At 41.0% G+C, this 20,962-nt stretch carries 25 protein-coding genes; 10 read left to right on the plus strand and 15 right to left on the minus strand.

Annotated features, from left to right (window positions below):
- Positions 1–10: 10 nt before the first annotated feature.
- Positions 11–784 carry a 23S rRNA (guanosine(2251)-2'-O)-methyltransferase RlmB gene (gene rlmB / locus LV83_RS06130; RefSeq protein WP_111610668.1) on the minus strand — a complete coding sequence of 258 codons (774 nt, stop codon included), beginning with the start codon at positions 782–784 and terminating at the stop codon, positions 11–13.
- Positions 757–2,037 carry a GWxTD domain-containing protein gene (locus LV83_RS06135; protein ID WP_245947008.1) on the minus strand — a complete coding sequence of 427 codons (1,281 nt, stop codon included), beginning with the start codon at positions 2,035–2,037 and terminating at the stop codon, positions 757–759. Before LV83_RS06135 ends, rlmB begins: the two co-directional genes overlap by 28 nt.
- Before the next feature lie 16 nt (positions 2,038–2,053).
- Between LV83_RS06135 and LV83_RS06140 the strand changes: the two genes are divergently transcribed.
- Positions 2,054–2,830: a class I SAM-dependent methyltransferase gene (locus LV83_RS06140; protein ID WP_111610670.1), complete on the plus strand. Its 777-nt coding sequence runs from the start codon at positions 2,054–2,056 to the stop codon at positions 2,828–2,830.
- 11 nt (positions 2,831–2,841) lie between these two features.
- Here the strand turns inward: LV83_RS06140 and LV83_RS06145 are convergent, their stop codons facing one another.
- Positions 2,842–3,456 (minus strand): MarC family protein, encoded by a 615-nt coding sequence (locus LV83_RS06145; protein WP_111610671.1) that lies wholly within the window; start codon positions 3,454–3,456, stop codon positions 2,842–2,844.
- Positions 3,457–3,638: 182 nt separating this feature from the next.
- Between LV83_RS06145 and LV83_RS06150 the strand changes: the two genes are divergently transcribed.
- The gene (locus tag LV83_RS06150) at positions 3,639–4,400 is read left to right on the plus strand and encodes a hypothetical protein (RefSeq protein WP_111610672.1); all 762 of its coding nucleotides are present in this window, start codon (positions 3,639–3,641) and stop codon (positions 4,398–4,400) included.
- A gap of 52 nt (positions 4,401–4,452) precedes the next feature.
- On the opposite strand, the gene LV83_RS06155 is transcribed toward LV83_RS06150, so the two are convergent.
- From LV83_RS06155 to LV83_RS06175, 5 genes are all read right to left on the minus strand, one after another.
- Entirely contained in the window at positions 4,453–5,340 is an 888-nt protein-coding gene (locus LV83_RS06155) for a sterol desaturase family protein (RefSeq protein WP_111610673.1), read from the minus strand.
- 63 nt (positions 5,341–5,403) lie between these two features.
- A complete protein-coding gene (locus LV83_RS06160; RefSeq protein WP_111610674.1) occupies positions 5,404–5,826 on the minus strand; it encodes a putative quinol monooxygenase in 423 nt (140 codons plus the stop codon).
- A 2-nt stretch (positions 5,827–5,828) separates the two neighbouring features.
- On the minus strand, positions 5,829–6,227 hold the full coding sequence (locus tag LV83_RS06165; protein ID WP_111610675.1) for a hypothetical protein: 399 nt from the start codon (positions 6,225–6,227) through the stop codon (positions 5,829–5,831).
- A 119-nt stretch (positions 6,228–6,346) separates the two neighbouring features.
- Complete coding sequence (locus LV83_RS06170; RefSeq protein ID WP_111610676.1) at positions 6,347–6,553, minus strand: dodecin family protein; 207 nt, start codon at positions 6,551–6,553, stop codon at positions 6,347–6,349.
- Positions 6,554–6,698: 145 nt separating this feature from the next.
- The gene (locus LV83_RS06175) at positions 6,699–7,553 is read right to left on the minus strand and encodes a peptidylprolyl isomerase (protein WP_111610677.1); all 855 of its coding nucleotides are present in this window, start codon (positions 7,551–7,553) and stop codon (positions 6,699–6,701) included.
- 295 nt (positions 7,554–7,848) lie between these two features.
- Between LV83_RS06175 and LV83_RS06180 the strand changes: the two genes are divergently transcribed.
- The 3 genes from LV83_RS06180 to LV83_RS06190 are packed head-to-tail and all read left to right on the plus strand — an operon-like array spanning position 7,849 to position 10,316.
- Positions 7,849–8,199, plus strand: a complete 351-nt coding sequence (locus tag LV83_RS06180) for an MmcQ/YjbR family DNA-binding protein (RefSeq protein WP_111610678.1) — start codon at positions 7,849–7,851, stop codon at positions 8,197–8,199.
- Entirely contained in the window at positions 8,196–9,149 is a 954-nt protein-coding gene (locus LV83_RS06185; RefSeq protein ID WP_111610679.1) for an ABC transporter ATP-binding protein, read from the plus strand. The genes LV83_RS06180 and LV83_RS06185 overlap by 4 nt, the downstream gene beginning before the upstream one ends.
- 21 nt (positions 9,150–9,170) lie before the next feature.
- A complete protein-coding gene (locus tag LV83_RS06190; protein ID WP_111610680.1) occupies positions 9,171–10,316 on the plus strand; it encodes an App1 family protein in 1,146 nt (381 codons plus the stop codon).
- 3 nt (positions 10,317–10,319) lie between these two features.
- Here the strand turns inward: LV83_RS06190 and LV83_RS06195 are convergent, their stop codons facing one another.
- From LV83_RS06195 to LV83_RS06210, 4 genes are all read right to left on the minus strand, one after another.
- Complete coding sequence (locus LV83_RS06195) at positions 10,320–10,658, minus strand: c-type cytochrome (RefSeq protein WP_170124559.1); 339 nt, start codon at positions 10,656–10,658, stop codon at positions 10,320–10,322.
- A 154-nt stretch (positions 10,659–10,812) separates the two neighbouring features.
- Positions 10,813–11,343: an FKBP-type peptidyl-prolyl cis-trans isomerase gene (locus LV83_RS06200; protein ID WP_111610681.1), complete on the minus strand. Its 531-nt coding sequence runs from the start codon at positions 11,341–11,343 to the stop codon at positions 10,813–10,815.
- Between the two features lie 5 nt (positions 11,344–11,348).
- Complete coding sequence (locus tag LV83_RS06205) at positions 11,349–12,068, minus strand: class I SAM-dependent methyltransferase (protein WP_111610682.1); 720 nt, start codon at positions 12,066–12,068, stop codon at positions 11,349–11,351.
- On the minus strand, positions 12,065–14,467 hold the full coding sequence (locus LV83_RS06210) for a YfhO family protein (RefSeq protein WP_111610683.1): 2,403 nt from the start codon (positions 14,465–14,467) through the stop codon (positions 12,065–12,067). Before LV83_RS06210 ends, LV83_RS06205 begins: the two co-directional genes overlap by 4 nt.
- Positions 14,468–14,627: 160 nt before the next feature.
- On the opposite strand from LV83_RS06210, the gene ffh reads away from it, so the two are divergent.
- The 5 genes from ffh (at position 14,628) to LV83_RS06235 (ending at position 18,067) form a co-directional block, all read left to right on the plus strand.
- Positions 14,628–15,971, plus strand: a complete 1,344-nt coding sequence (gene ffh, locus LV83_RS06215) for a signal recognition particle protein (protein ID WP_111610684.1) — start codon at positions 14,628–14,630, stop codon at positions 15,969–15,971.
- Between the two features lie 300 nt (positions 15,972–16,271).
- Positions 16,272–16,745, plus strand: a complete 474-nt coding sequence (locus tag LV83_RS06220) for a hypothetical protein (RefSeq protein WP_111610685.1) — start codon at positions 16,272–16,274, stop codon at positions 16,743–16,745.
- A gap of 64 nt (positions 16,746–16,809) precedes the next feature.
- The gene (locus LV83_RS06225; protein ID WP_111610686.1) at positions 16,810–17,058 is read left to right on the plus strand and encodes a DUF6364 family protein; all 249 of its coding nucleotides are present in this window, start codon (positions 16,810–16,812) and stop codon (positions 17,056–17,058) included.
- On the plus strand, positions 17,055–17,468 hold the full coding sequence (locus LV83_RS06230) for a type II toxin-antitoxin system VapC family toxin (protein WP_111610687.1): 414 nt from the start codon (positions 17,055–17,057) through the stop codon (positions 17,466–17,468). Before LV83_RS06225 ends, LV83_RS06230 begins: the two co-directional genes overlap by 4 nt.
- 122 nt (positions 17,469–17,590) lie before the next feature.
- Positions 17,591–18,067: a hypothetical protein gene (locus tag LV83_RS06235; RefSeq protein ID WP_111610688.1), complete on the plus strand. Its 477-nt coding sequence runs from the start codon at positions 17,591–17,593 to the stop codon at positions 18,065–18,067.
- 92 nt (positions 18,068–18,159) lie between these two features.
- On the opposite strand, the gene LV83_RS06240 is transcribed toward LV83_RS06235, so the two are convergent.
- The 3 genes from LV83_RS06240 to LV83_RS06250 all read right to left on the minus strand — a co-directional run bounded on the left by LV83_RS06240 (position 18,160) and on the right by LV83_RS06250 (position 20,693).
- A complete protein-coding gene (locus tag LV83_RS06240) occupies positions 18,160–18,636 on the minus strand; it encodes a nucleoside deaminase (RefSeq protein ID WP_111610689.1) in 477 nt (158 codons plus the stop codon).
- Positions 18,637–18,787: 151 nt separating this feature from the next.
- Positions 18,788–19,531: a LytR/AlgR family response regulator transcription factor gene (locus tag LV83_RS06245; protein ID WP_111610690.1), complete on the minus strand. Its 744-nt coding sequence runs from the start codon at positions 19,529–19,531 to the stop codon at positions 18,788–18,790.
- Positions 19,532–19,619: 88 nt separating this feature from the next.
- A complete protein-coding gene (locus LV83_RS06250) occupies positions 19,620–20,693 on the minus strand; it encodes a sensor histidine kinase (protein WP_245947009.1) in 1,074 nt (357 codons plus the stop codon).
- Positions 20,694–20,962: the final 269 nt, after the last annotated feature.

The following is a 20,962-nucleotide window of genomic DNA, read 5'->3' on the forward strand; positions in this document are numbered from 1 at the left end:
TTGTTAATTCTTATTTTCTCTGCCTGATCGCTTCGTAAATAGCCACACCTGCAGAAACAGATACATTCAAACTTTCGATTCTACCAGCCATAGGGATTTTTACTTTTTCGTCGACGATCCCCATCAATTCGGTAGATATTCCATCTTCCTCAGACCCCATCACCATCGCAACCGGAACGGAAAAATCTGTGTCATACATCGTCTTATCCGTTTTCTCAGTGATTGCTACCAATACCAAACCTGATTTTTGCAGATCTCTACAAGTATAGAAAAGGTTTCTAGATCTCACTACAGGAAGAAAATTCAAAGCTCCGACGGAAGTCTTAATTGCATCAGAGTTGATTTGAGCGCTGCCTTTTTCTGGAATTACGATTGCGTCTACTCCTGCACATTCTGCAGTTCTAGCGATAGCGCCAAAGTTTCTAACATCTGTGATTCTATCCAATATCAGGATCAATGGAGCCTTGCCGACATTGAAGCAACTTTCGATCACATGATCCAACGAAGCATATTCTATAGAAGACATCTGAGCTACTACGCCCTGATGATTTTTACGGGTAATTCTATTCAGCTTTGCCTCTGGAACTCGGACAACAGGGATTTTCTCGGTTTTGCAAAGCTTCAGCAATTCCTTGATCAGGTCATTGTTGATTTCTTTCTGAACCAACACTTTGTCAATGTCTTTTCCAGCATGGATTGACTCCATAACTGCCCTGGTTCCAAAAATAAAGTCCTTTTCGTGTTCGCCTTTTTCAATCAAAAAGCCATCTTTCCGCTTCTCCATATGGATATGTTTTTGAACCAAACCGGCTGGTAAGCACGGGAGCGGTTCAAGGTGTAATAGTGAGGGCTAAGTATGTTTTTAACCCGCGCAAAGGTAAAGCGAATTCTTGAACTCTCGTTAGTTCCTCCATAACTCCACACTTCTCTATCCAAATAAAAGTTGACTTCCTGTGGTGGCCCCATGACGATATAGACCATTCCTTTGTCTGTTTTCCAGCCTTCTTTAAAGTCTGTAAAAAGCAGATTAGCGAATTCCACTTGGCGAAAATACTCACGGATTAGCTCTTTTGCTGTTTCTGGATTTCTTGTCAATCCTATCCAATAAGCGTCCAGAGCCTTCTTTTTGTCTTGAGCAGCTTTCAAATCTTCGTGCTCTTTTCGCGTAGAGATGTAAGTAACCATTTCCACCATTTCCTCCCAATCTTTCACCTTTGGAAAGGCTTCATGGGTGGTTTTAAGGACAAGTCCTGTGCTTGCAGAAGTATCACTTTGAATGAAGTAATAGCCTATTTGATCAAAAGATTTAGGGATGTTTTCCAAGAAATCTCCGGAGTCAATTACTTCTAATTCCCTCGGTACTGCTGCCGGCTTGGTTTCCATTGGAGGATAAGGCACCTCCAAACTAATTGGGTAATAGAAGTTATGCAATGTTGGACCGCCATCGGATTTGAAAAGTAGTGACTCACCGACATTTAGGTAGTTCTGGTCAAAACCAACATGATTGGCGTAATAAGCTCCGAAATTTGGGATATCGAATATGAAACTACTTTTTATGTCTGTAGAATAATAATATTCATCCCCTTGCCTCGTGTCCAAAGCAGTGAATAAGGCAATTGCAGTTTCTGTAGTGGCGGGTATTTCTACAGTCTTTTCAAAAACCCAATGGCTATCCGTGTCATACTTTAGGTCATCTGAGGTTAAAATAAACGTATTATCAGAAAGAATTTCCTCCTCATAGCTATCCAAAATAGAATAAGTGAAACTAAATGTGTTTAAAACAGGGTTTTCTTCTATTTTCTCTACCTGCAACTGAAGTTTATAACTCGTCTCAGATACTTTGATGGGAATGATCTTAAGCGATAGTCTTGAGTACCTAGAGTAGCGAAGTGTCTGATTTAGACTGCTTAATGTCTTTTGTGCTAGGGTGGGTAATGTGGTTCCTGTGAAGAGGATTAAAAAAATCAGGAGTCGGCTTGTTTTACAGTTCATCGGGTGTTGATCTCGGGTTTGGGAAATTAACCTTACTTTTGCCAAAATAGTAAATTTTTGTATGGCTACCTATACAACGGAAATCGCCTCTGACAAGTTGGTCAGTGACAATCCTATTCATCAACGCTTACTGAAAGCTTACATTGCTGCACAGCCTTGGATTTCTGGCAAATTACTGGAAGTAGGCTGCGGCGAAGGCCGTGGAGTGGAGACGCTTTTGCCTTATGCGGATAGTTATTTGGGCTTGGATAAAATTCAGGAAGTGATAGACGAGCTCAAAGTTCGATTCCCAAAAGTAGAATTTCAGCAAGCGGTGATTCCTCCATTTGCTGGAATAGCTGATAATTCCTTCGACACGGTGGTGAGCTTTCAGGTGATCGAGCACATTCCAAATGACCGATTGTTTTTGGAGGAAATCTATCGGGTGTTAAAGCCAGGAGGGAAAGCGGTTATTTCTACGCCAAATATTAATCACACGCTTTCAAGAAACCCTTGGCATGAGCGTGAATATACTCCTCAGCAATTGATCCATTTGTGCGAATCTATCTTTGATACAGTTGATGCAAAAGGGGTAGGAGGAAATGAAAGAGTATGGGCTTACCATGAGGCCAACCGCAAGTCCGTACAGAAAATCATGCGCTTTGATATTTTTGATTTGCAGCATAAACTGCCAGCATCAATTCTCAGAATGCCTTATGAGATTTTAAATCGTAGAAATCGGAATAAACTGCATCAACAACAAGGCAAAAGCGTGGTAGATATCTCTCACGAGGATTACTTACTGGTGGAAGATCCTGCAGTGGGGTTGGATTTATTTTATGTGTTGGGGAAAAAGTAATGTTTTAGCTATCACTCGAAAAAAGCAGCTTTAATTCCTGTAATAATCATGTTGGTGCCGATGATTGCGATGATCAAACCCATGATTTTTCCGATTACTACGATCAGGTTTTTCCCAAGACGTTTTACGATTTTTTCCCCTAACTCAAATGCAATATGAGTGAGGAGACACATCACGGCAAACACGGCTATTACAATAAGAATGTTAATGTAATTGCCTTTGGAAGCAAAGTTCATCGCAGTTACGATAGTTCCTGGGCCTGCTAAAATAGGAATCGCCAAGGGTGAAATTGCGATGTTTTCGTGAGTTTCGGGCTCTTTGATATGTTTGACGCTCGATTTTTTGGATTGAAGCATCTCAAAGCCCACATAGAAAATAAGTATCCCTCCTGTGATTTTAAAAGCAGGAATGGTGATTCCGAATAGCTCAAAAATAAATTTACCCAGCACCACAAATACGACAACAATCACAAAGGCAGTTATGGTAGCTCTCTTGCTAATACTTCGTTTGGTAGCTTTATCCAGGTCATCCGTCAAAGAAGCGAAAATTGGAACATTCGCAATAGGGTTCATAATGGCGAAAAAACCAGTGAAAACCGAAAGTGTGAAGGCAAGGATGTTATCCATATAGGAAGATTATACTGTTGAAGGAGATGGAAGCATTGAAGGTATCAAAATCTTCTGCTTGAACGAAAAGAACAGCGTTTCTATCACTCAAAACGTGTCTCTAGTGAATATACGCTATTTGTCGTATGGCGTGGAGATTCATGCATTTATACATTTGAAAAGTATTTTAAATCTATAAAACTATGAAAACTTTCAACTCGACACTTTGGACTTTACTTTTAGGAGTCGTCCTCACTTTTTCAGCTTGTAGCTCGGATGATGATAACGATCCTTCTCAAGCGACGCAGACTAACCCAACGCCGACAGCACCGAGTGATGCCAATGCCGTATTAGCTGCAGTTCTGTCATTTTCCGACTTGCCTAGTTCAGTGCCTAGCGTGCCAGGATTAGGAGGGATCGCGATAGACGTAGCGTCAGGATCATTTTTCAATGGAGCTGTTGGGAGCGCATTGGTCAATGTAGGAGAAGTAAAATTAAACTCTAAAGCTCTTACCATACCTAGTGGTAATGCCTACATTAATAACCCTATAGACTTCTCTTATTCCCTAGTGCCAGGTCAAACCAATACGTGGGAGGTAGCCGGAGGGAGTGGTTTTGATGCTTTTTCACATGTGACAGCTAAGAGAATGCCTTCACAGGTCAAGTTTGCTTCCTCTGTTGCAGCTAGTTTTAGCAAAGGTTCGGATCTTACACTCTCTATCGAGGCGATGACCTCCAATACGGATAATATCCTTTGGGTAGTTTCTGACGGTTCTACTACGCTTACCAAAGAATCAAAAACCACTTCTGTGACTTTTTCAGCATCAGAACTTGGGGGCTTAAGAGCTACAAGTACTGGATTGGTGCAGGCGGCTAGCTACAATACTGAGGAGAAATCATTCGGAGGAAAAAAAATATACTTTATCAATGAATCTGTTCATACCAAGGTTGTAGAGATTAATTAATTCCTCGTCCATTTAATTTTAAAGCCAGCGAGAATTTTCTCACTGGCTATTTTTATGTCTTTTTCTTGAAAATCCTTTTAAATGGTTCCACAGTCTGCCCAACAAATCCTTCAGGAAATTTTTCTTCATCAGGTAGTCCAACTAGAAGATTTTCATCATCAGAAGGCCAGTAATTGGTGCGGAAAAGAAAATCCCAAAGGCTCAAAGAAATCCCGTAATTGAATCCGTGAGGATGGCTTTTTGGCAATTCCCGGGCATGATGCCATAGGTGCATTTGTGGTCCATTGACTATGTACTTGAATGGTCCTAGCGGAATATTCAGATTAGCATGGCCAAGTTGCCCAAGGACTAGCGTGAAAATATGGACGATAAAAAAGTCTGTAATCCCAAAACCAATCATCGCCAAAGGGATATATTCTAACGTACGGTACAGGATATTTTCCATCCAGTGATAGCGAAGCAAAGCTGCAAATCCCATCTCTCGAGTACTGTGGTGAACTTTATGAAATTCCCACATCCAATCCACATGATGATACATGCGGTGAATTGCCCACTGCATGAAATCTCTGACTATAAATATGATTACCAATTGTAGCCAGCCAGGCAGCTGATCCACTTTGATGGCAACAGTATTCGTGATGCCAAATAATCCCAGGAAATCATTGAAGGCTTCCACCGCCACCATAGAAAGGGCATTGTAGGCGACAAGTGCAAAGAGGAAATAATTCCAAAAAAGGTAGAAAATGTCAAGCCAGAAATGTTCGCGGATCAGCGGCTGATTTTTTCTCCATGGAAAAACAATCTCCAGTCCATAAATCACCAAAGATGCACCTACTAGCCAATAAAAGTAATTGTGCCAGCTCGGATTCAGGATTTCTCCAATAAAGTAATTCCAGTAGCCATAGTAGCCGTCAGCAATTGCTTTGATGTATTTTTCCATGCTACAAAGATGAGGAATAATTGCCAGTCAGTATGTGAACTTAGTCACCAACTGGATTTGACATCACTTGGTTTTAGATCTCAGTGCTATTTCTTCAACTTCTACCAGTTCCAGAGATTTGACCATTTGGGAAGTCCCGTTTTTGTATTTTAAGAAATGAGCGGTTTCTAAATGAGCTAAATAAGCAGCTTGATTGGCGTAGATTTCTAGAATTGTTATGCTAGTCGGGTCATTTTTATCTGAGACAGCATTTAGAGCCAAAACCCCTGGTTCTATGCGGACGGATGTTTCAATTTCTTCTTTGAGAAAGGCTTTATAGTTGTCAAGCATTTCTGGATGGATTTTGAGCTTTGCCATTCTTACTACTTGCGGTTGATTTTGGGCAGATGGATTTTTCTTAGAAATGAATCCCAAACCAACTGAAGTAAGAACTAAGAAAACGGATCCGAGTAGAAAAGTCGGCAATTGGAATTTATGATTTTTCATGGCTAGTTTTTGGATTGATCTGCAGTAGGATGACGAAAAAGAATCAGCCCAAAAGCGATTCCGAATCCAATATAGAGGATTCCTAATGCCCAGATAAAAGAGGGTAATGCAGGATTAGATAAAAGTCCCTTCAGCAAGGCAAGACCCGCTATCATGAAATGGCTCAGATTGGCTATTGCTACTGGACGATTGTAAATCCCACCGATAGGTCTGCCTTTATTCATCCAGTTCAGCATTCCAAAACCAAAATAAAGAGCTCCCAAAATTTGCATTAGAAACAAGGAGATTTGATCAGGATTGAGTTTTAAAACTTCCAAAATCAAGTCTGGTGCGAAAGTAAGAATGATTCCTGCCGCATACATCAGTATCGCGCTGGAAGTCATGACTAGTTTGGTGTTCATGAAGAGTAAAACAATGTTGACTCTAAAGGTAAAAAAGATCGAACAACCTCCCTGCAAGCGCCAGTTGAATAAAAAAAGAGTGTAGCGGGCGCCACACTCTAAGGTTTGTTTTAAACGATTTAGGATGGATTCACCCTGAAGGAAACCTTGCAGACACATCCGTAAGAAGTTACTTTTCCTTCTTTCACGTGCGCTTTGATATCCTTCACGTAAACTGAATCAATGTTGTGAACAGTTTTCGAAACCTCATCCACTGCATTTTGAATGGCATCTTCAATTCCTTTTTCCGAGGAGGCGATTACCTCCAATACTTTTACAATTCCCATGGTTGTCTTGGTTTTAATGAATGTTAGGGTTAATAGGCCTATTCATACAATCGCCATGCTAAGGGAAGAATTTAAGTTGGTTACGAGATGATGCTTAGAGGATTTAGAAGCTTTTGGTCGTAGAAATGCAAGGGGGGAATTAGGATTATTTTTCTCTCTCAATCAAGTTGGTAGCTAAGATCAGGATTTTTACCAATGGCCGATCTCGATTGCTGGTTTCGGTCGCTGCGATCTTATCGACGATCTCCATTCCAGAGATTACCTCACCAAATACAGTATAGTTTTGGTCCAAATGTGCTGCTCCACCAACAGTCTTATAAGCCTCCCGATGTGACGCTGGATAACTGTAAGGAGTCATGCTTTTAAGGTAGTTTTCCGTAAGGGAATCAAGCTGGCTTTTCAAGCTATCGATGGCCTCCTTATCGCCTGGGTCACGATTTTTCAATAATTCTTGATATGCTGCAAACGTAGAACTAGTAGCAGGATCGTTTATGACATGATTGTATGCAAGCCCTTTATTGATGCGTTTCTCAGCAATATCAAGGGTGCTATCCGTGTAGGTTCGTCCTTGTACGATGTAGAATTGGATAAAGCTACCTTTTTGGGTAGGATTGGAATCATCACCTTCGCGGGCTGCTCCGAGAACTCCTCTTTTGTGAAAATGCGAACTGGTAATCTCCGCTGGAATAAGGTCATCGAAGCCGAGCAATTCTTTCTTTTTGGTAAATGAGTCCTCATGAACTCTTTCCCCTGCCTGAATCATAAATTTCTCAATCACCCGATGGAAAAGTATACTGTCATACATCCCTTCTTTGACCAAGCTGAGGAAATTATTGCGACTTAAGGGAGTGTCATCATACAAACGAATGACAATTGGACCTTCTGTAGTGACAAGTTCTATATCCTTGTTTAAGTCTTTCTTGGTGATTTTCGACTTCGTCAATGAATGACAACCTGCAAGAATCAGGATCAAGGAAAAAGCAAGTAAATTTATTTTCATATAGTTTTATTTGCGAGGAAATTAATGAAATATGTGAGGTTTATTACCACAGTGGACACAAACGTTGCGCGGAGGCCAAAAATCTGATGAATCATTTGTGATAAATATCAGTATTTTCAATTCTATTTTATTTACACGATTTTGAAAGCTAGTTTTTGCGCAAAGGAAATAGCTTCATGAAATTAGACGAAGCCTAACTAAATGTGATCATCTGGCATCGGGCTTCGGACACCCGGCATCCTTTCTTTTTTCTCCTAGCAGTTTTCATTAATTTCCTTTCTCAATTACTTTTCCTATGACCCTAGAATATTACCGAGATTACTGTCTAGCAATGGCTGGAGTGACTGAAGACACGCCATTTGATGCCGACGCGCTTTGCTTTCGGGTAGGTAACAAGATTTTTTCGATCTGCTCCATTTCGGAGTTTCAATACATCAATCTGAAGTGTGATCCGGAGCGAGCAGTTGAGTTGCGCGAGCAATATGACGGTATTACTCCGGGATATCATATGAACAAACAACAATGGAATTCGGTGAGTACGAGAGGAAATGTGCCCGATCGCTTGATTCTGGAATTGGCAGATCATTCTTACGAGCTTATCTTTGGCGGCTTGACCAAAAAACTGCAAGCCGAAATTCGCCCATGAGTTATTTTTCTATTTCAAATGTTTCCAAATCCTACGATGAGATCCCTGCATTGCAGCCGTTTTCACTGGAGATGAATCAAGGGGACTTTTTAGCTATTGTAGGAGAAAGCGGGTCGGGTAAAAGTACCTTGCTCAAGATTATGGCTGGTTTGGAGGTACAAGATTCAGGAGAAGTATTCTTGGGGGGTAAGCCGATTTTGAACCCAAATCAGAAGATTGTTTCCGGCTACGATGAGATCCGGTTAATTCATCAGAATTTTCATCTCTATCCCAATTCTACCGTGGAGGAAAATATTTCCAGGCAACTCCTTCATTACGAAAAGGAATATGCGAAAAGTAGAGTAGCCCAGCTGCTGAAGCTTCTCGGATTAAATGATTTTAAGGATAGGTTTCCACGGCAGCTTTCCGGAGGGCAAAAACAAAAAGTGGCGATTGGTAAAGCCATGGCAGTGGAACCGGATATCTTATTGTTGGATGAGCCTTTTTCATCGTTGGACACGATTCAGACTCATCGACTGATTTCAGAGTTGAAGGAGATTTTCAAGGAATTCGGTACCACTGTAATTTTCGTGACACATGATCTGGACGATGCTCTTCGGTTAACAGACAATCTGATCATTTTGCAAAAGGGGAAAGTAGCTCAAAAAGGAACTTCCAGACAGCTTTGTGAGAAGCCAAATACAAAATACGTCGCTCAGCTTTTCAGCCCGATAAATAAACTTCCTGATACTAAAAACAGCTATATCCGACCTGCCGATGTGAAGCTAAGAACCAAAGGAGGCTTACTCGCCCATGTGACAGATTCCAGGTTTTTGGTGCACTACAATTCACTTCAGATACAGCTTAAGGAAAGTGGAATCACTTGGGAAGTGGATGACCCGCAGAGAAAATACGAAATAGGGGATCGTGTATATTTGAGTTGGGATGGTCCTAAGGTGATGACGCTCTGACAGAGAAAAGATTTTTTACCCATGTCTTCAACTCAAAAAAGAAACTTAGCACTAACAGTTCTTTACGAAACCAAGCTAGCTATCAATCAGGCTGTGTTATGGCTTTGGATCAAATTGGGATGGGTGAAATCGATCTTGATCATGTCTTACGAAGGTTTTGGGAATGAAAAGGAGATTTTACTGGTAGGCCGGGTTATTCGTGATAATCGAGTTGGGACATCCACACCTGAAGATACCGTCTGGCAGAATATCAGTAAAATGCGCAGGAGATTTATGACTGTGGTGATTCCTGGTGTGGAGGTTAGGGCTGAATTTGATGGAGACGAATATTTCGCAAAGACTGATGAAGAAGGATATTTCGAGTTTAAAATCCATCCCAAAAAGCAAATCCCATTCTTATCGCGCTGGCAGCAGATTAAACTGACTTTGGTGGATCAGGTGATCCGAAATCAAGGTGAGGTGACCGCATTTGCAGATGTGTTTTTACCAATGGGGAATATTGATTATGGGATAATTTCTGACATAGATGATACGATCATTCCCACCGGAGCTATGCGGATGACCGAGATGCTGAAAACCACTTTTGCCAAGAATGCACATACCCGAACGCCCTTTCCAGGTGTTTCTGCTTTTTATAAGGCTTTGCAAAAAGGAACAGATGGAGTAGAGAGCAATCCTTTTTTCTATGTGTCGAGCAGCCCTTGGAATCTATTTGATTTTCTTCAGGAGCTACTCCAAATACACCATATTCCCAAAGGTCCCTTGATGCTTCGGGATATTGGATTGTCTCGTACACAGCTGATCGCAGGAAGTCACTCAGAGCATAAGTTGGAGCAAATCCGCCATATTTTGTCCACCTATTCTCAGCTGCCTTTTATGCTAATTGGTGATAGTGGGCAGGAGGATCCCACAATTTATCTCCAAATTGTTCGAGAGTTTCCTGGGAGAATTTTAATGATTTTTATTCGTGATGTTCATTCCTCTCGCCATGATTTTGTTCAAGGAATTAGAGAAGAATTGCAAAGCTTGGGAGTCGAAATGCTGCTCGTCAAAGATACGCTCCAAGCATCGGGATATGCACTTTCAAAAGGTTGGGTATTGGAGGAGGATATGGTGGGAATTGCTCAGGAAAAAATCAAAAACGAAGCTGAAAATGAGCAGATCTAGTACTCAGTCTTCCAAAGACAGAATGTAACTAACCATAGCAGTGGCATCATCCATAGTAAGTTTAGGATGAGCAGCCATCACAGGGCTTCCCCAAGATCCCGTACCACCAGATATCACTTTACGTGCAAGGAGGTTAATGTAAACTTGACTGGTTGGATATCTCTTTGCAATATCCTGAAAGGCAGGACCTTTTGCTCTCATATCTGGCTTATGACATTCTGCACAGTCAGAATAGGAGATTAGAACCTTTCCTCGCTTGACCAACTCAGGGTCTAAAACCTCATCCACACCTTCGATGGCTCGAATATATTCCCGATCCTTTAGATCGGAGGTATCAATCATTTCTTGCTTGGGTTTCTGAGTGCAAGCAAACAGGGTGATCAAAAGGAAGATCAGATTTCTATGCAATTTGAAAAGGAGTGAATATTAGTAAAAAACATAGAGGTAAGATGTTAAACCTTTAACCTCCTACCTCTTACAATTTTAATTAAACGATTTACTCCTCGTCATGGGCTCCATGAGCACCATGAACATGACCATGTGCTAGCTCGTCTTTCGTCGCTTTGCGGACTTCTTCTATATTGCCTTCGAAATGCAAATCGAATCCCACCAGTGGATGGTTAAAATCCAATAGAATCTCTTCGCCCATATCTTTTAGGATTTTTGCTTGCATAGGATATCCGTCTTCGTCCATCAAAGGCAAGAAATTGCCTTCTTCCAGCATTTCTGGATTAAAGCCATTTTCTCCTGAAAACTGCGATTTCGGTAAATTGACAATCAAATCCTCGTCTATCTCACCATAAGCTTCTGCAACAGGAATTACGAAGGAAAAGTCTTCACCTTGCTCTTTTCCTTGAAGCAACTCCTCAAATTTTTCCGGAAGATCACTCGCTCCAAAAAGAAAGTAAAAAGGATCTTCTGTATCTCGGATTTCTACACTGAATGGAGCTGATTCTATCTCGTCTGCTTCTTTGCTTACTTTGAGTTCGTAGGTAAGTCCTACAACGGTATTTTCTGCTATTTTCATTTCTTTTATTTTAAAATTCCATGCTTTAATCTAATGATAATTCGCTCCTTCAAAATCTCCCATTTGCTTCTAGGAGTGGATTTGAAAAGTGGCTTTATTGCTCTAAACACGAAGTATTGATAATCTTTCTCCTCGAAAAAGATGGGATAAGTTTCCATTTTTTCCAAGTAAAAACCATTGGAGGTAATGCTTTTGATCAGGTCTCCAGAGTCCAACGGCTGATCAATTACTTGGAGCTTTTGTGGTTCATTTTCAATCATCCACTGCAAGTATCTCGGTGCGGGAATATGAATGAAAATCACTGAGTCCTGATGCGCGTGCTTGTGGATATTGCGGAAAAGGCGATCATGCTGATCCACTGGAATATGTTCCAAAACATCTGGAAACACAAAGAAGTCAAAGGTTTTCCCACTTTTGTCAAAGTCGGACATATCCGAAACCTCAAATTTCAGATTGGCTTGATCCTTCCAAAGGACTTTTGCTTTGGCTATACTCTCAGGAGAAATGTCCACAGCCATTACCTCACCTTGTTTTACCTGATTAGCAAGTAAATGACTCACCGTCCCAATACCACAACCAACTTCCAATACGCTATTATTAGCGTTCAAACCAGCATCTTTGACCTTGTCCAAGATGCTTAGGTGCCTGGAGTTGATCCCGGTTTTCTCCTGTTTATCTGCAAATTGATCGTAAAAGCTGACGACTTTATCCTTATCCTCTTTCATTTTTTTTCTTTGAAGGTGAAAAATAGTCCGGCTATCAAGGATAACACAATCAGATATTGGAAGATGATCATCGGTGTTTTGGTGGCGGTATAGCTTTTTGGCAAAAACTTGAAAACAATATCATGTGAGCCCGCTGGGACTTCCAATCCACGAAGTAGATAATTCGTTCTCAAAATATCAGTTTCTACACCATCGATCGTCGCCGTCCACCCTTCAGGATAGTAGATTTCTGAAAAAACCACCAAGCCTTCTTGACTCATATTTGCCTGGTATTTTAATTCGTTTGGAGTGTATGAAGTATGCGTGATTTCTCCAGCTCCAGCTGTGATTTTACCAAACTCAGCCGTATTTACAGTAGCCTGAGCTTTGGTGTCAATTCTCCCAAGTTCATCCATTTCTTCTTGATTGGTCTCCACCGAAACGATCTGAGATGGAACCCAAGCTGGACCGTTTGCCTCCGGGTTTTCAAAAACTGCATTCGCGGCAGTGCCGGCGATTACATACTTGGTATTCATCATGTTGATAGTCTGAATACCAGCAAAATCGAAATTTCCTTCCTGGGCTTTGGTCACAAAGTCATTCAACTCAAAATTCAATCGATTATCCAGTAAATCCTGATACCTGCGCATTTTGGCACCATGATAACCGCCCAAACTGTGAAATCTGTAAGGTGATTTTCCTGTGGAGGTTAGGCCCTCCGTGAGATCGAGTACTCTGAAGTAGTCGGCGTCCTTGGCTATCAGTTGGTCAGCTGGTGTTTCCGCGAAATAAGCGCTGCTTGGATTTGCCTGGAAGGAGCTGTCGTTCAAGTACTGCTTATTTACCGTCCAAAGATCTAATGTAACAAGGGCGAAAATGCCCAAGCCTAAGACTAGATCTGAAATCTTGTTTTTCAGCGCAAAATAGATCAACCCAGCAGAAGCTGCGACTAGCGCTAAACTTCTCCAAGCACTTGCCGAAAGCATGGCTTTTCGGTCCTGACGTATGGCATTGATAAGCCATTCTGGCAAGCCGGCATCTGCCGCTCCTTCAAATCTAAATATGCCGGCACCAATGGCAAGCAATAATAAAAGACCACCAACTGATGCACCTGCGATGTATAGTGCTTTGAAATCTTTGCCTCTATAGATTCTTTCCAGTGAAATGGCTCCTAAAGCCGGGATAGCAAACAGTGTCATTCCTAAGGCCATGGAAACTGCTCGGAACTTATTATAACCTGGTAGGATATCGAAAAGTAGGTAGTTAAACCAACTCAGGTTTTTTCCCCAGGAAAGCATCAAAGATAAAATGATGATTGCGCCAAAGGTGTATAAACTCTCTTTTGGCGCAGCCCAGATCCCTATGAAGGCTAGAAAAACGAGAATCACTCCTCCGTAAATCGGCCCGCCGGTAAAAGGTTGATCCCCCCAGTAAGTTGGCGCGCCTTGTAAAAATCCATTGATTTGTCCCGGGTCAAGTCCATTGCTGCGCAAAGCTTTCTCGGATGCAGTGTCTTCACCTAGCGGGGTGCTACTTCCTCCTCCGTAGAAGTTTGGGACTAAAAGCGTGAGTGTCTCCAACTTGCCATTTGACCAGGAAAAGGCATAATCTTTATCTAATCCTGCGGAGGCAGACTCTAAGGTTGCTTTACCACGGGTGGAATAAGGTGCATATTCCATGGCTGTTGCCAGTCGTCCAACATTTCCACCTACAGCCAACATAGCTCCAATCGCAAGAATGCCAATGGTTTTACCAAGCTGAGCAAATCCTTCCTTTTTCCAGTCAAAAACCAGCCTCACAATTACATAGATCACAGCTATGATCAAGGTGTAATAAGTGATCTGTACGTGGTTGAATTTTAGTTGGAGCAGAAGCCCCAAGGCTAATACCGCTGCTCCCAGAAGTTGCTTTTTTGTGAAAGCCAGATGAATACCCAGCAAAATCATAGGTATCAGGCTGATTGCCCAGATTTTAGCATTGTGACCTGCAGCCAAGCTGAGCAAATTATAGGAGCTCAAGGCAAAAGCGACACTGGCAATGATCGCAAAAACCGGCCTGACACCGAATGTAAGCATAAGCACATACATGGCGACCATGCCTAGGAAGAGGCTGTTTACCGGATGTGGAAGCCCCAGTGTGATAACACTCACAAGGGCATTTGTGATATCACCGGCAAATTCCAGACTAACAAAATACGCTGGCATTCCTCCAAAAACGCTGTTTGTCCAGAGTGCTTCCTCACCAGTAGCCTCTCGAAAATCTATAGCCTCCTTGGCCGAGCCTTCCCACTTCAGGATATCTCCCTGCATGATCACTTGATCCTGAAGAACTACAGGGGCAAAATAAACGACTACGATAGCATAGAAAATGGCGATTCCCACGACATGGGGAAGTACGTCTTTTTTGAAATTCAGCTGCATGAAAAGAGTTTTTCTTTAGAAAATGGATGCGGGCGCAAATTAGGAATTTATAGGCAAACGCAGGCTACAAAAATAGACAGTCTACAGTCAGAATAGATTGATCAGCGCTTTCCTTAGCTGATGAAAATCATTACTTTTGCACCAAATAGCCAGATAAGGAATGTTTGATAATTTAAGTTTGAAATTAGACCGGGCTTTCAAAACGCTGAAAGGAACCGGGACAATCACCGAAATAAACGTCGCAACGACCGTCAAAGAGATCAGAAGAGCTTTGATCGATGCCGATGTCAACTATAAAGTAGCCAAAGAAGTCACTGATACGATCAAGACCGAAGCCCTCGGTCGGGATGTGTTGATCGCCGTTTCTCCAGGTCAATTGCTGATCAAAATCACTCAGGAAGAGCTAACCAAGCTTATGGGTGGGAAAAAAGAGGACATCAAAATATCTGGTGATCCATCTATTATCTTGATTTCAGGTCTTCAGGGATCTGGTAAAACCACGTTTACAGGAAAGCTTGGTGCACACTTGAAAAAGCAAGGTCGTCAGGTTTTGCTTGTCGCTTGTGATATTTACAGACCAGCTGCGATAGATCAGTTGAAAGTATTGGGTGAGCAGATCGGAGTGGAGGTTTACGCTGAGCCTGAAAATAAGAATGCCCTGGAAATCGCTAACAATGCGATTGCTTACGCGAAAAAGACTGGAAAGAAAACAGTCGTAGTCGATACTGCTGGTCGTTTGGCCGTGGATGAGGTGATGATGAGTGAGATCGAAGCACTTAAAAAGGCTTTGAATCCTTCCGAGACACTTTTTGTAGTTGATTCCATGACTGGTCAGGATGCGGTGAATACTGCGAAGACCTTCGATGAGCGATTGAATTTCGATGGAGTCGTACTGACCAAACTCGATGGTGATACTCGAGGTGGTGCGGCGATTTCCATTCGTCACGTAGTGAATAAGCCGATCAAGTTTATTTCAACTGGTGAGAAAATGGAAGATCTGGATGTATTCCACCCAGATCGTATGGCCCAGCGAATCCTGGGAATGGGGGATGTGATTTCCTTGGTAGAAAGAGCACAGCAGTCTTTCGATGAAGATGAAGCCAAGCGAATCAATTCTAAGATTCGTTCCAATAATTTCAACTTTGATGATTTCCTTTCTCAGCTGGAGCAGGTGAAGAAAATGGGTAATATCAAGGACTTGCTAGGAATGATACCTGGTATGGGCAAAGCCATGAAAGGCCTGGATATTGACGATGATTCTTTCAAACCTATTGAAGCGATCATCCGATCTATGACACCAGCGGAGCGTGAGCAGCCAGATATCATCGATGGAAATAGAAGAAAAAGACTTGCGGCAGGATCTGGTAGAACGATCGTGGAGGTGAACAACCTCATGAAGCAGTTTGCCGATATGCGGAAGATGATGAAGCAAATGAACAAAATGGGCGGTGCCAAAGCCGCCATGAGCAAGATGCTTCCTCCAGGCAAAGGCGGAAGAAGATAAATAGTTGAAACCCAGTCGAGAGATCGGGTTTTACTTTTTAGGTGGTTTTAGTGTAGGGTTTTTACCGCGGTGGGCGCGGAGGGGAACACAGAGGGCGCAGTATTCTAGGCTGAGCGAAGTCGAAGCCATCCTGTTGACTTGATTTTCCAGTAGTTGGATTTATTATAGATTTAAGTTAGGGGCCTTGCTAGTTTCCCATGCGTAGATTTAAATAGGAAAAAAAGGATTGGCTTATCACTTTTTTAGAAATATGAACATATTATTACGTATTCATGCACATTACCTTAAATACAGAATAGCTTGAAAACTCCTAAGCTCACTTTAGAAACAAAAACTTTTGACCATAAGAAAGCTTCCGGCAAAGAATTTCTTGACTCGATGAATGAATACTTCATAAAATCTCCAACTAATTATAATCTAGGTGACAGAGGATTTGTAAATGGACATGTGAATTTCAAAGAACGAACATTTTATGTCAGTCCGATTATCTCGGACTTTTGGCTTAGATCCTTCATGATAACAACTCAAGGTATTGTAACAGACACACAAATTAAAGTTGATTTCCAAACATCTGCTTTCTCTTTTCTGTTACCAACCATTTTTTATGCGCTGTTTATATCAGTTTTCTTCTCTAAAGCTTGGATTTCGATTGCATGGTTAACAACGCCAATCATGGTGGTACTTTTGATTATAAATATTTTAAGAGTAAGAAATCAATACAGAAAAGACCGTCAAAACCATATTGACTTTTTAAATAGATTAAATGTCAGTTAATAGAGTTAAGCCGTGTATATTGACGTATAAAAAATAATATATTTGTACGTATAATTAATTCATCATGGACACCAAACTCACTTTAAAGCTCAATCAAGAGGTAATTGAAAAAGCCAAGGCCTATGCTTCTGATAAGAAATTGAGCTTGTCTCGATTGATTGAGAATTATCTTAATTCTTTGACTTCTGACCAACCTGCGGGTGAGTTGGAGATTTCTCCTTTTGTGAAAAGTCTATCTTCAGGTGTTAAAATTCCTGCTGACTACGATTATAAAAAAGATCGGACTGATTATTTGGATCAAAAACACAAATGAGTCGGATCTTTTTAGATACCAATGTAATCTTGGATCTTTTGGGAGAAAGAGATCCTTTTTATGAGTCAATTGCTAAGATTGCGACTTTGGCAGATCAAAAGAAAATTACCCTAGTTGTTTCTCCTCTTTCATTTACCACAGTTGATTATGTCTTGAACAAGTATGAGTCTTCAGATTCAGTTTGGAAGAAACTTCGGATGTTCAAAATACTTTGCCAGGTTTGTGCAGTCAATGAGGAAACTATTGAAAAAGCGTTGAATTCTGAATTCAGTGATTTTGAGGATGCTGTTCAGTATTTCACGGCTTTACAATCCACTTGCTCGATTATCATAACCCGAAATGGAAAGGACTTTAAGAATTCTACTTTGCCGGTAATGACTGCTGAGGAGTATTTAAATAGTATTGCATGAATACTATTTTTGAGAAAAAACAAACCTGACAGTAGCGTTTTTGAAGTACTCTCCGTAAAGTTTAAGATTTCGTTTTTCTTTATTCTAATCAAATTTTAACTTTAGTTAAATCGCAAGCCATTATGAAAAGACAGCTCTACCCATTGATCGCTTTAGTTCTACTCATTTTTAGTTGCAAAGATGTAGAGGAACCATCTCCAAACTCCCAAATTGAAGGTAGATATGTTTCTACTGTTGAAATTGAAATTGCAGCAGGAGTAAAACTCGATTTAGTTAATACGCTGGATTTCAAATCAGATGGAACATTTTCAAGCGAAAACTATACTACAGAGGCTGATGACGATGATATCCTTGGCTATAGATCATACTATAACGGCACCTACACCATCGCTGAAGGAAAAGTCACTTTAAAATGGCAAGATTATTATGCGATGAATTACTTTGATATTTACTACATGCCTAAAGCCGATTTAACGCTTGCAGATGGGAATGAGTATTATTCGGATTATGCTATTGAAGAGAATTACACGCAGCTTTCATTCATGTGCCCACCAAATGCTTTTTGTACTAGCCAAGAAGTTTATGTAAAGGCTAATTAGAAAAAGGGCTGTTTTCAATGTGGAAAACAGCCCTTTTTGTTTTATCGAAATCTATTATCCTTAAATTCAATGACTCACGAATAAACACCCTTTCAATACAATATCTTGTCAGCTTTTGACTTCCAGAGTTCAAAGACCTTCTGAGACTCCTCGCGCATCATTCCTTCCATAGGAATCTGGCGAGTCTCAGGAGCTACTTGTATCTCGCGATAAATAAATGAATCGTCAAATCCAGCAGCAGAAGCATCCTCATGTGTGCAGGCATAAAAAACCCGACTTGGTCTAGCCCAAAAGATTGCTCCTAGACACATGGGGCACGGCTCGCAAGAAGTATAAACTTCACAGCCTTCCAATTGAAAATGATTTAGATTTTTGCAGGCATCTCGGATCGCTACCACTTCGGCATGTGCAGTTGGGTCGTTGGTCGTGGTGACCATATTACTGCCAGATCCGATCACTTGATCGTCTTTGACAATCACACATCCAAATGGTCCGCCGTTGCCGGATTCCATTCCTGATTTGGCTAGGCCAATTGCCTGCTTCATAAACTGCTTTTGTTGGTCGGTCATAAAAAGCTGAAAAGGTGATTTGCAAAGCAAGCTACAAAAATGTACTCCTTAGCTATAAGATGAGAACGTTAAATTCATCGCGTTTTTACCTTGATACTCCTCCAAAAATCCCGGCGATTATCTATTTGAGTACCTCAAGAGAAATAGCCACTCAATTCATCCATCTACTCATAAACTCCAAAAATCCTTCCTTGTAGTTATCACTCACACTGATGTGGTTTTTTCCGATTTGTATCACGTTTTTCGATACGGAATCGATGTGGTCCAGCGCCACAATATAGGATCTATGAACTCTCATAAACTTGTCTGAAGGCAGTAATTCCTCCATGCTTTTCAAGCTGGTAAGTGAGAGAATCGGATTAGGCTTGGATAGCAAGTGGACTTTCACATAGTCTTTATAAGCCTCTATGTATCCAATATCTTTCAGCATTACCTTAACCAGCTGATATTCTACTTTTAGAAAAATGTATTCGGGAGCCGAGGACTCAGCAGTTGTCGATTCAGTTTTTGAAGAAGCCTGCCTCTCAAAGTAGGAAAATGCCTTAGTAGCCGCATTCAAAAAATCCTCGTAGCTGTAAGGCTTTAGTAAGTAATCCAGAGCTTCCACTTTGTAGCCTTCTATGGCAAATTGATGATAGGCTGTTGCGAAGATTATTCGTGTTTTTTCAGCATTTTTTTTTCCATCCAAAACTCTCGCGAGCTCCATGCCAGACAGGTCTGGCATCTGTATGTCCATAAATGCTAGTTGAACCTGATTTTGATTAATAAAGCTTAGGGCTTCAATCGCATTAGAAAACTTGCCGATCAGATTTAGAAAGGAGGTTTGCTCGATGAATTTGCTTAATAATTCAAGAGCTAATGGCTCATCATCTATTGCTACACAGTTGAGTTTCATACGAATATAATTTGTCTTTTTAAGGTCATATGGAATCTCGCATTAAGGATTAATATATCGTCATATGACGCTTGAGTCATGCTCGATTTCATTCGAGATTGATGGTAAGATTTACCCAATACTCTTGTTTCGCTTCGTCTTTTCCAAATTTCAGTCTATGCTTATCTGGGTAGAGTAAGCTCAATCTCCTCTGGGTATTCACCAGACCAATGCCGTTTTCTTTTGCTTCTGGGCTGTCCACATGAACAGGGAAAATATGATTTCGAGTTTCAAAGAAGACCGTGGTTCCCATGATTTCCAGCTTGATCATAATCTCACTTTGTTGCTGGCTGCTTACACCGTGTTTGAATGTATTTTCCATAAAAGGAAGTAGCAGCATAGGCGCGATTACTAAGTCGTCCTTTGGTTCGTCTATGGAAATGTTGAGCGTGACTTTTTCCGTCAATCTCATTTTCATCAATTCTATGTAATCATTGATAAAGCTTACCTCTCTGCTCAGGAGCGTTTCATTTTTCTGGTTTTCATACAACACATAGCGCATCATTCGAGAAAGTTTCAAAAGTGCTTCCTGAGCTTTTTTTACATCCAGATTGGTCAGTGCATAAATGTTATTTAGGGTATTAAAAAAGAAATGTGGATTGATCTGCGCCTTGAGGTACGAAAGCTCAGTGTTGATTCTTTGCTGATCCAGCTCACGTCTCAGTGCCTCATCTTTTTGCCATTTCTGTACTGAGGCTACAGAAGTACTTATTCCTATCGTCAAGAGATAGAGCATCACGTTGAATATGTCACTGGAAACCCTCCTTGGCCTTTGCACATAAGGCTCATCTGGATTAAATGCTTTATGCATTAATTCGGGTATATGGAGGAAATTGTCAGCATAAATAAGAAGTCCAAGGAAAAGTATTGAACCAAGAATAATAGTGACTAAGTAGACTAGCTGCTTTCCTTTCAATAAGACTTTTGGGACAAACCAAAGCATATTTATATAAAATATGCCTATAAGTAATAATGCCATGAATACTTGGCGTATCCAGAACTCCACCGGTATATCCACTCTCCAGGATAGAGGTGAAAGAAGAAGTAGCACCGTACTGAGCATGGACCAGCCTAGAATATGTACTAGAATAGAGACGCTCCTTTTGGGACTTAGATTGATCATAAATCTGATTTTCAGTGCTCAAACTAAAGCAAAGCACTTCTTTATATAAAATGTAATCTACGAATTAGCTGATTAAGACTGCGAAAAGTTCAATTGACTAGATAAAACGATTCGCAGGTTAATATAGGTCTTCTGTCTGATGAAAAGGGGTGTTTGTCGATGAATATACCCTAGCCGTCTATTTGGCAAAAAACTACGAAACAAACCCTGTTGTTTTGGGGTATCAACAAGCACGAGGCCCAAGAATTTGAAATTAACTGGTGAATAAG

Source organism: Algoriphagus yeomjeoni, from assembly GCF_003259505.1.
Classification (GTDB): Bacteria; Bacteroidota; Bacteroidia; order Cytophagales; family Cyclobacteriaceae; genus Algoriphagus; species Algoriphagus yeomjeoni.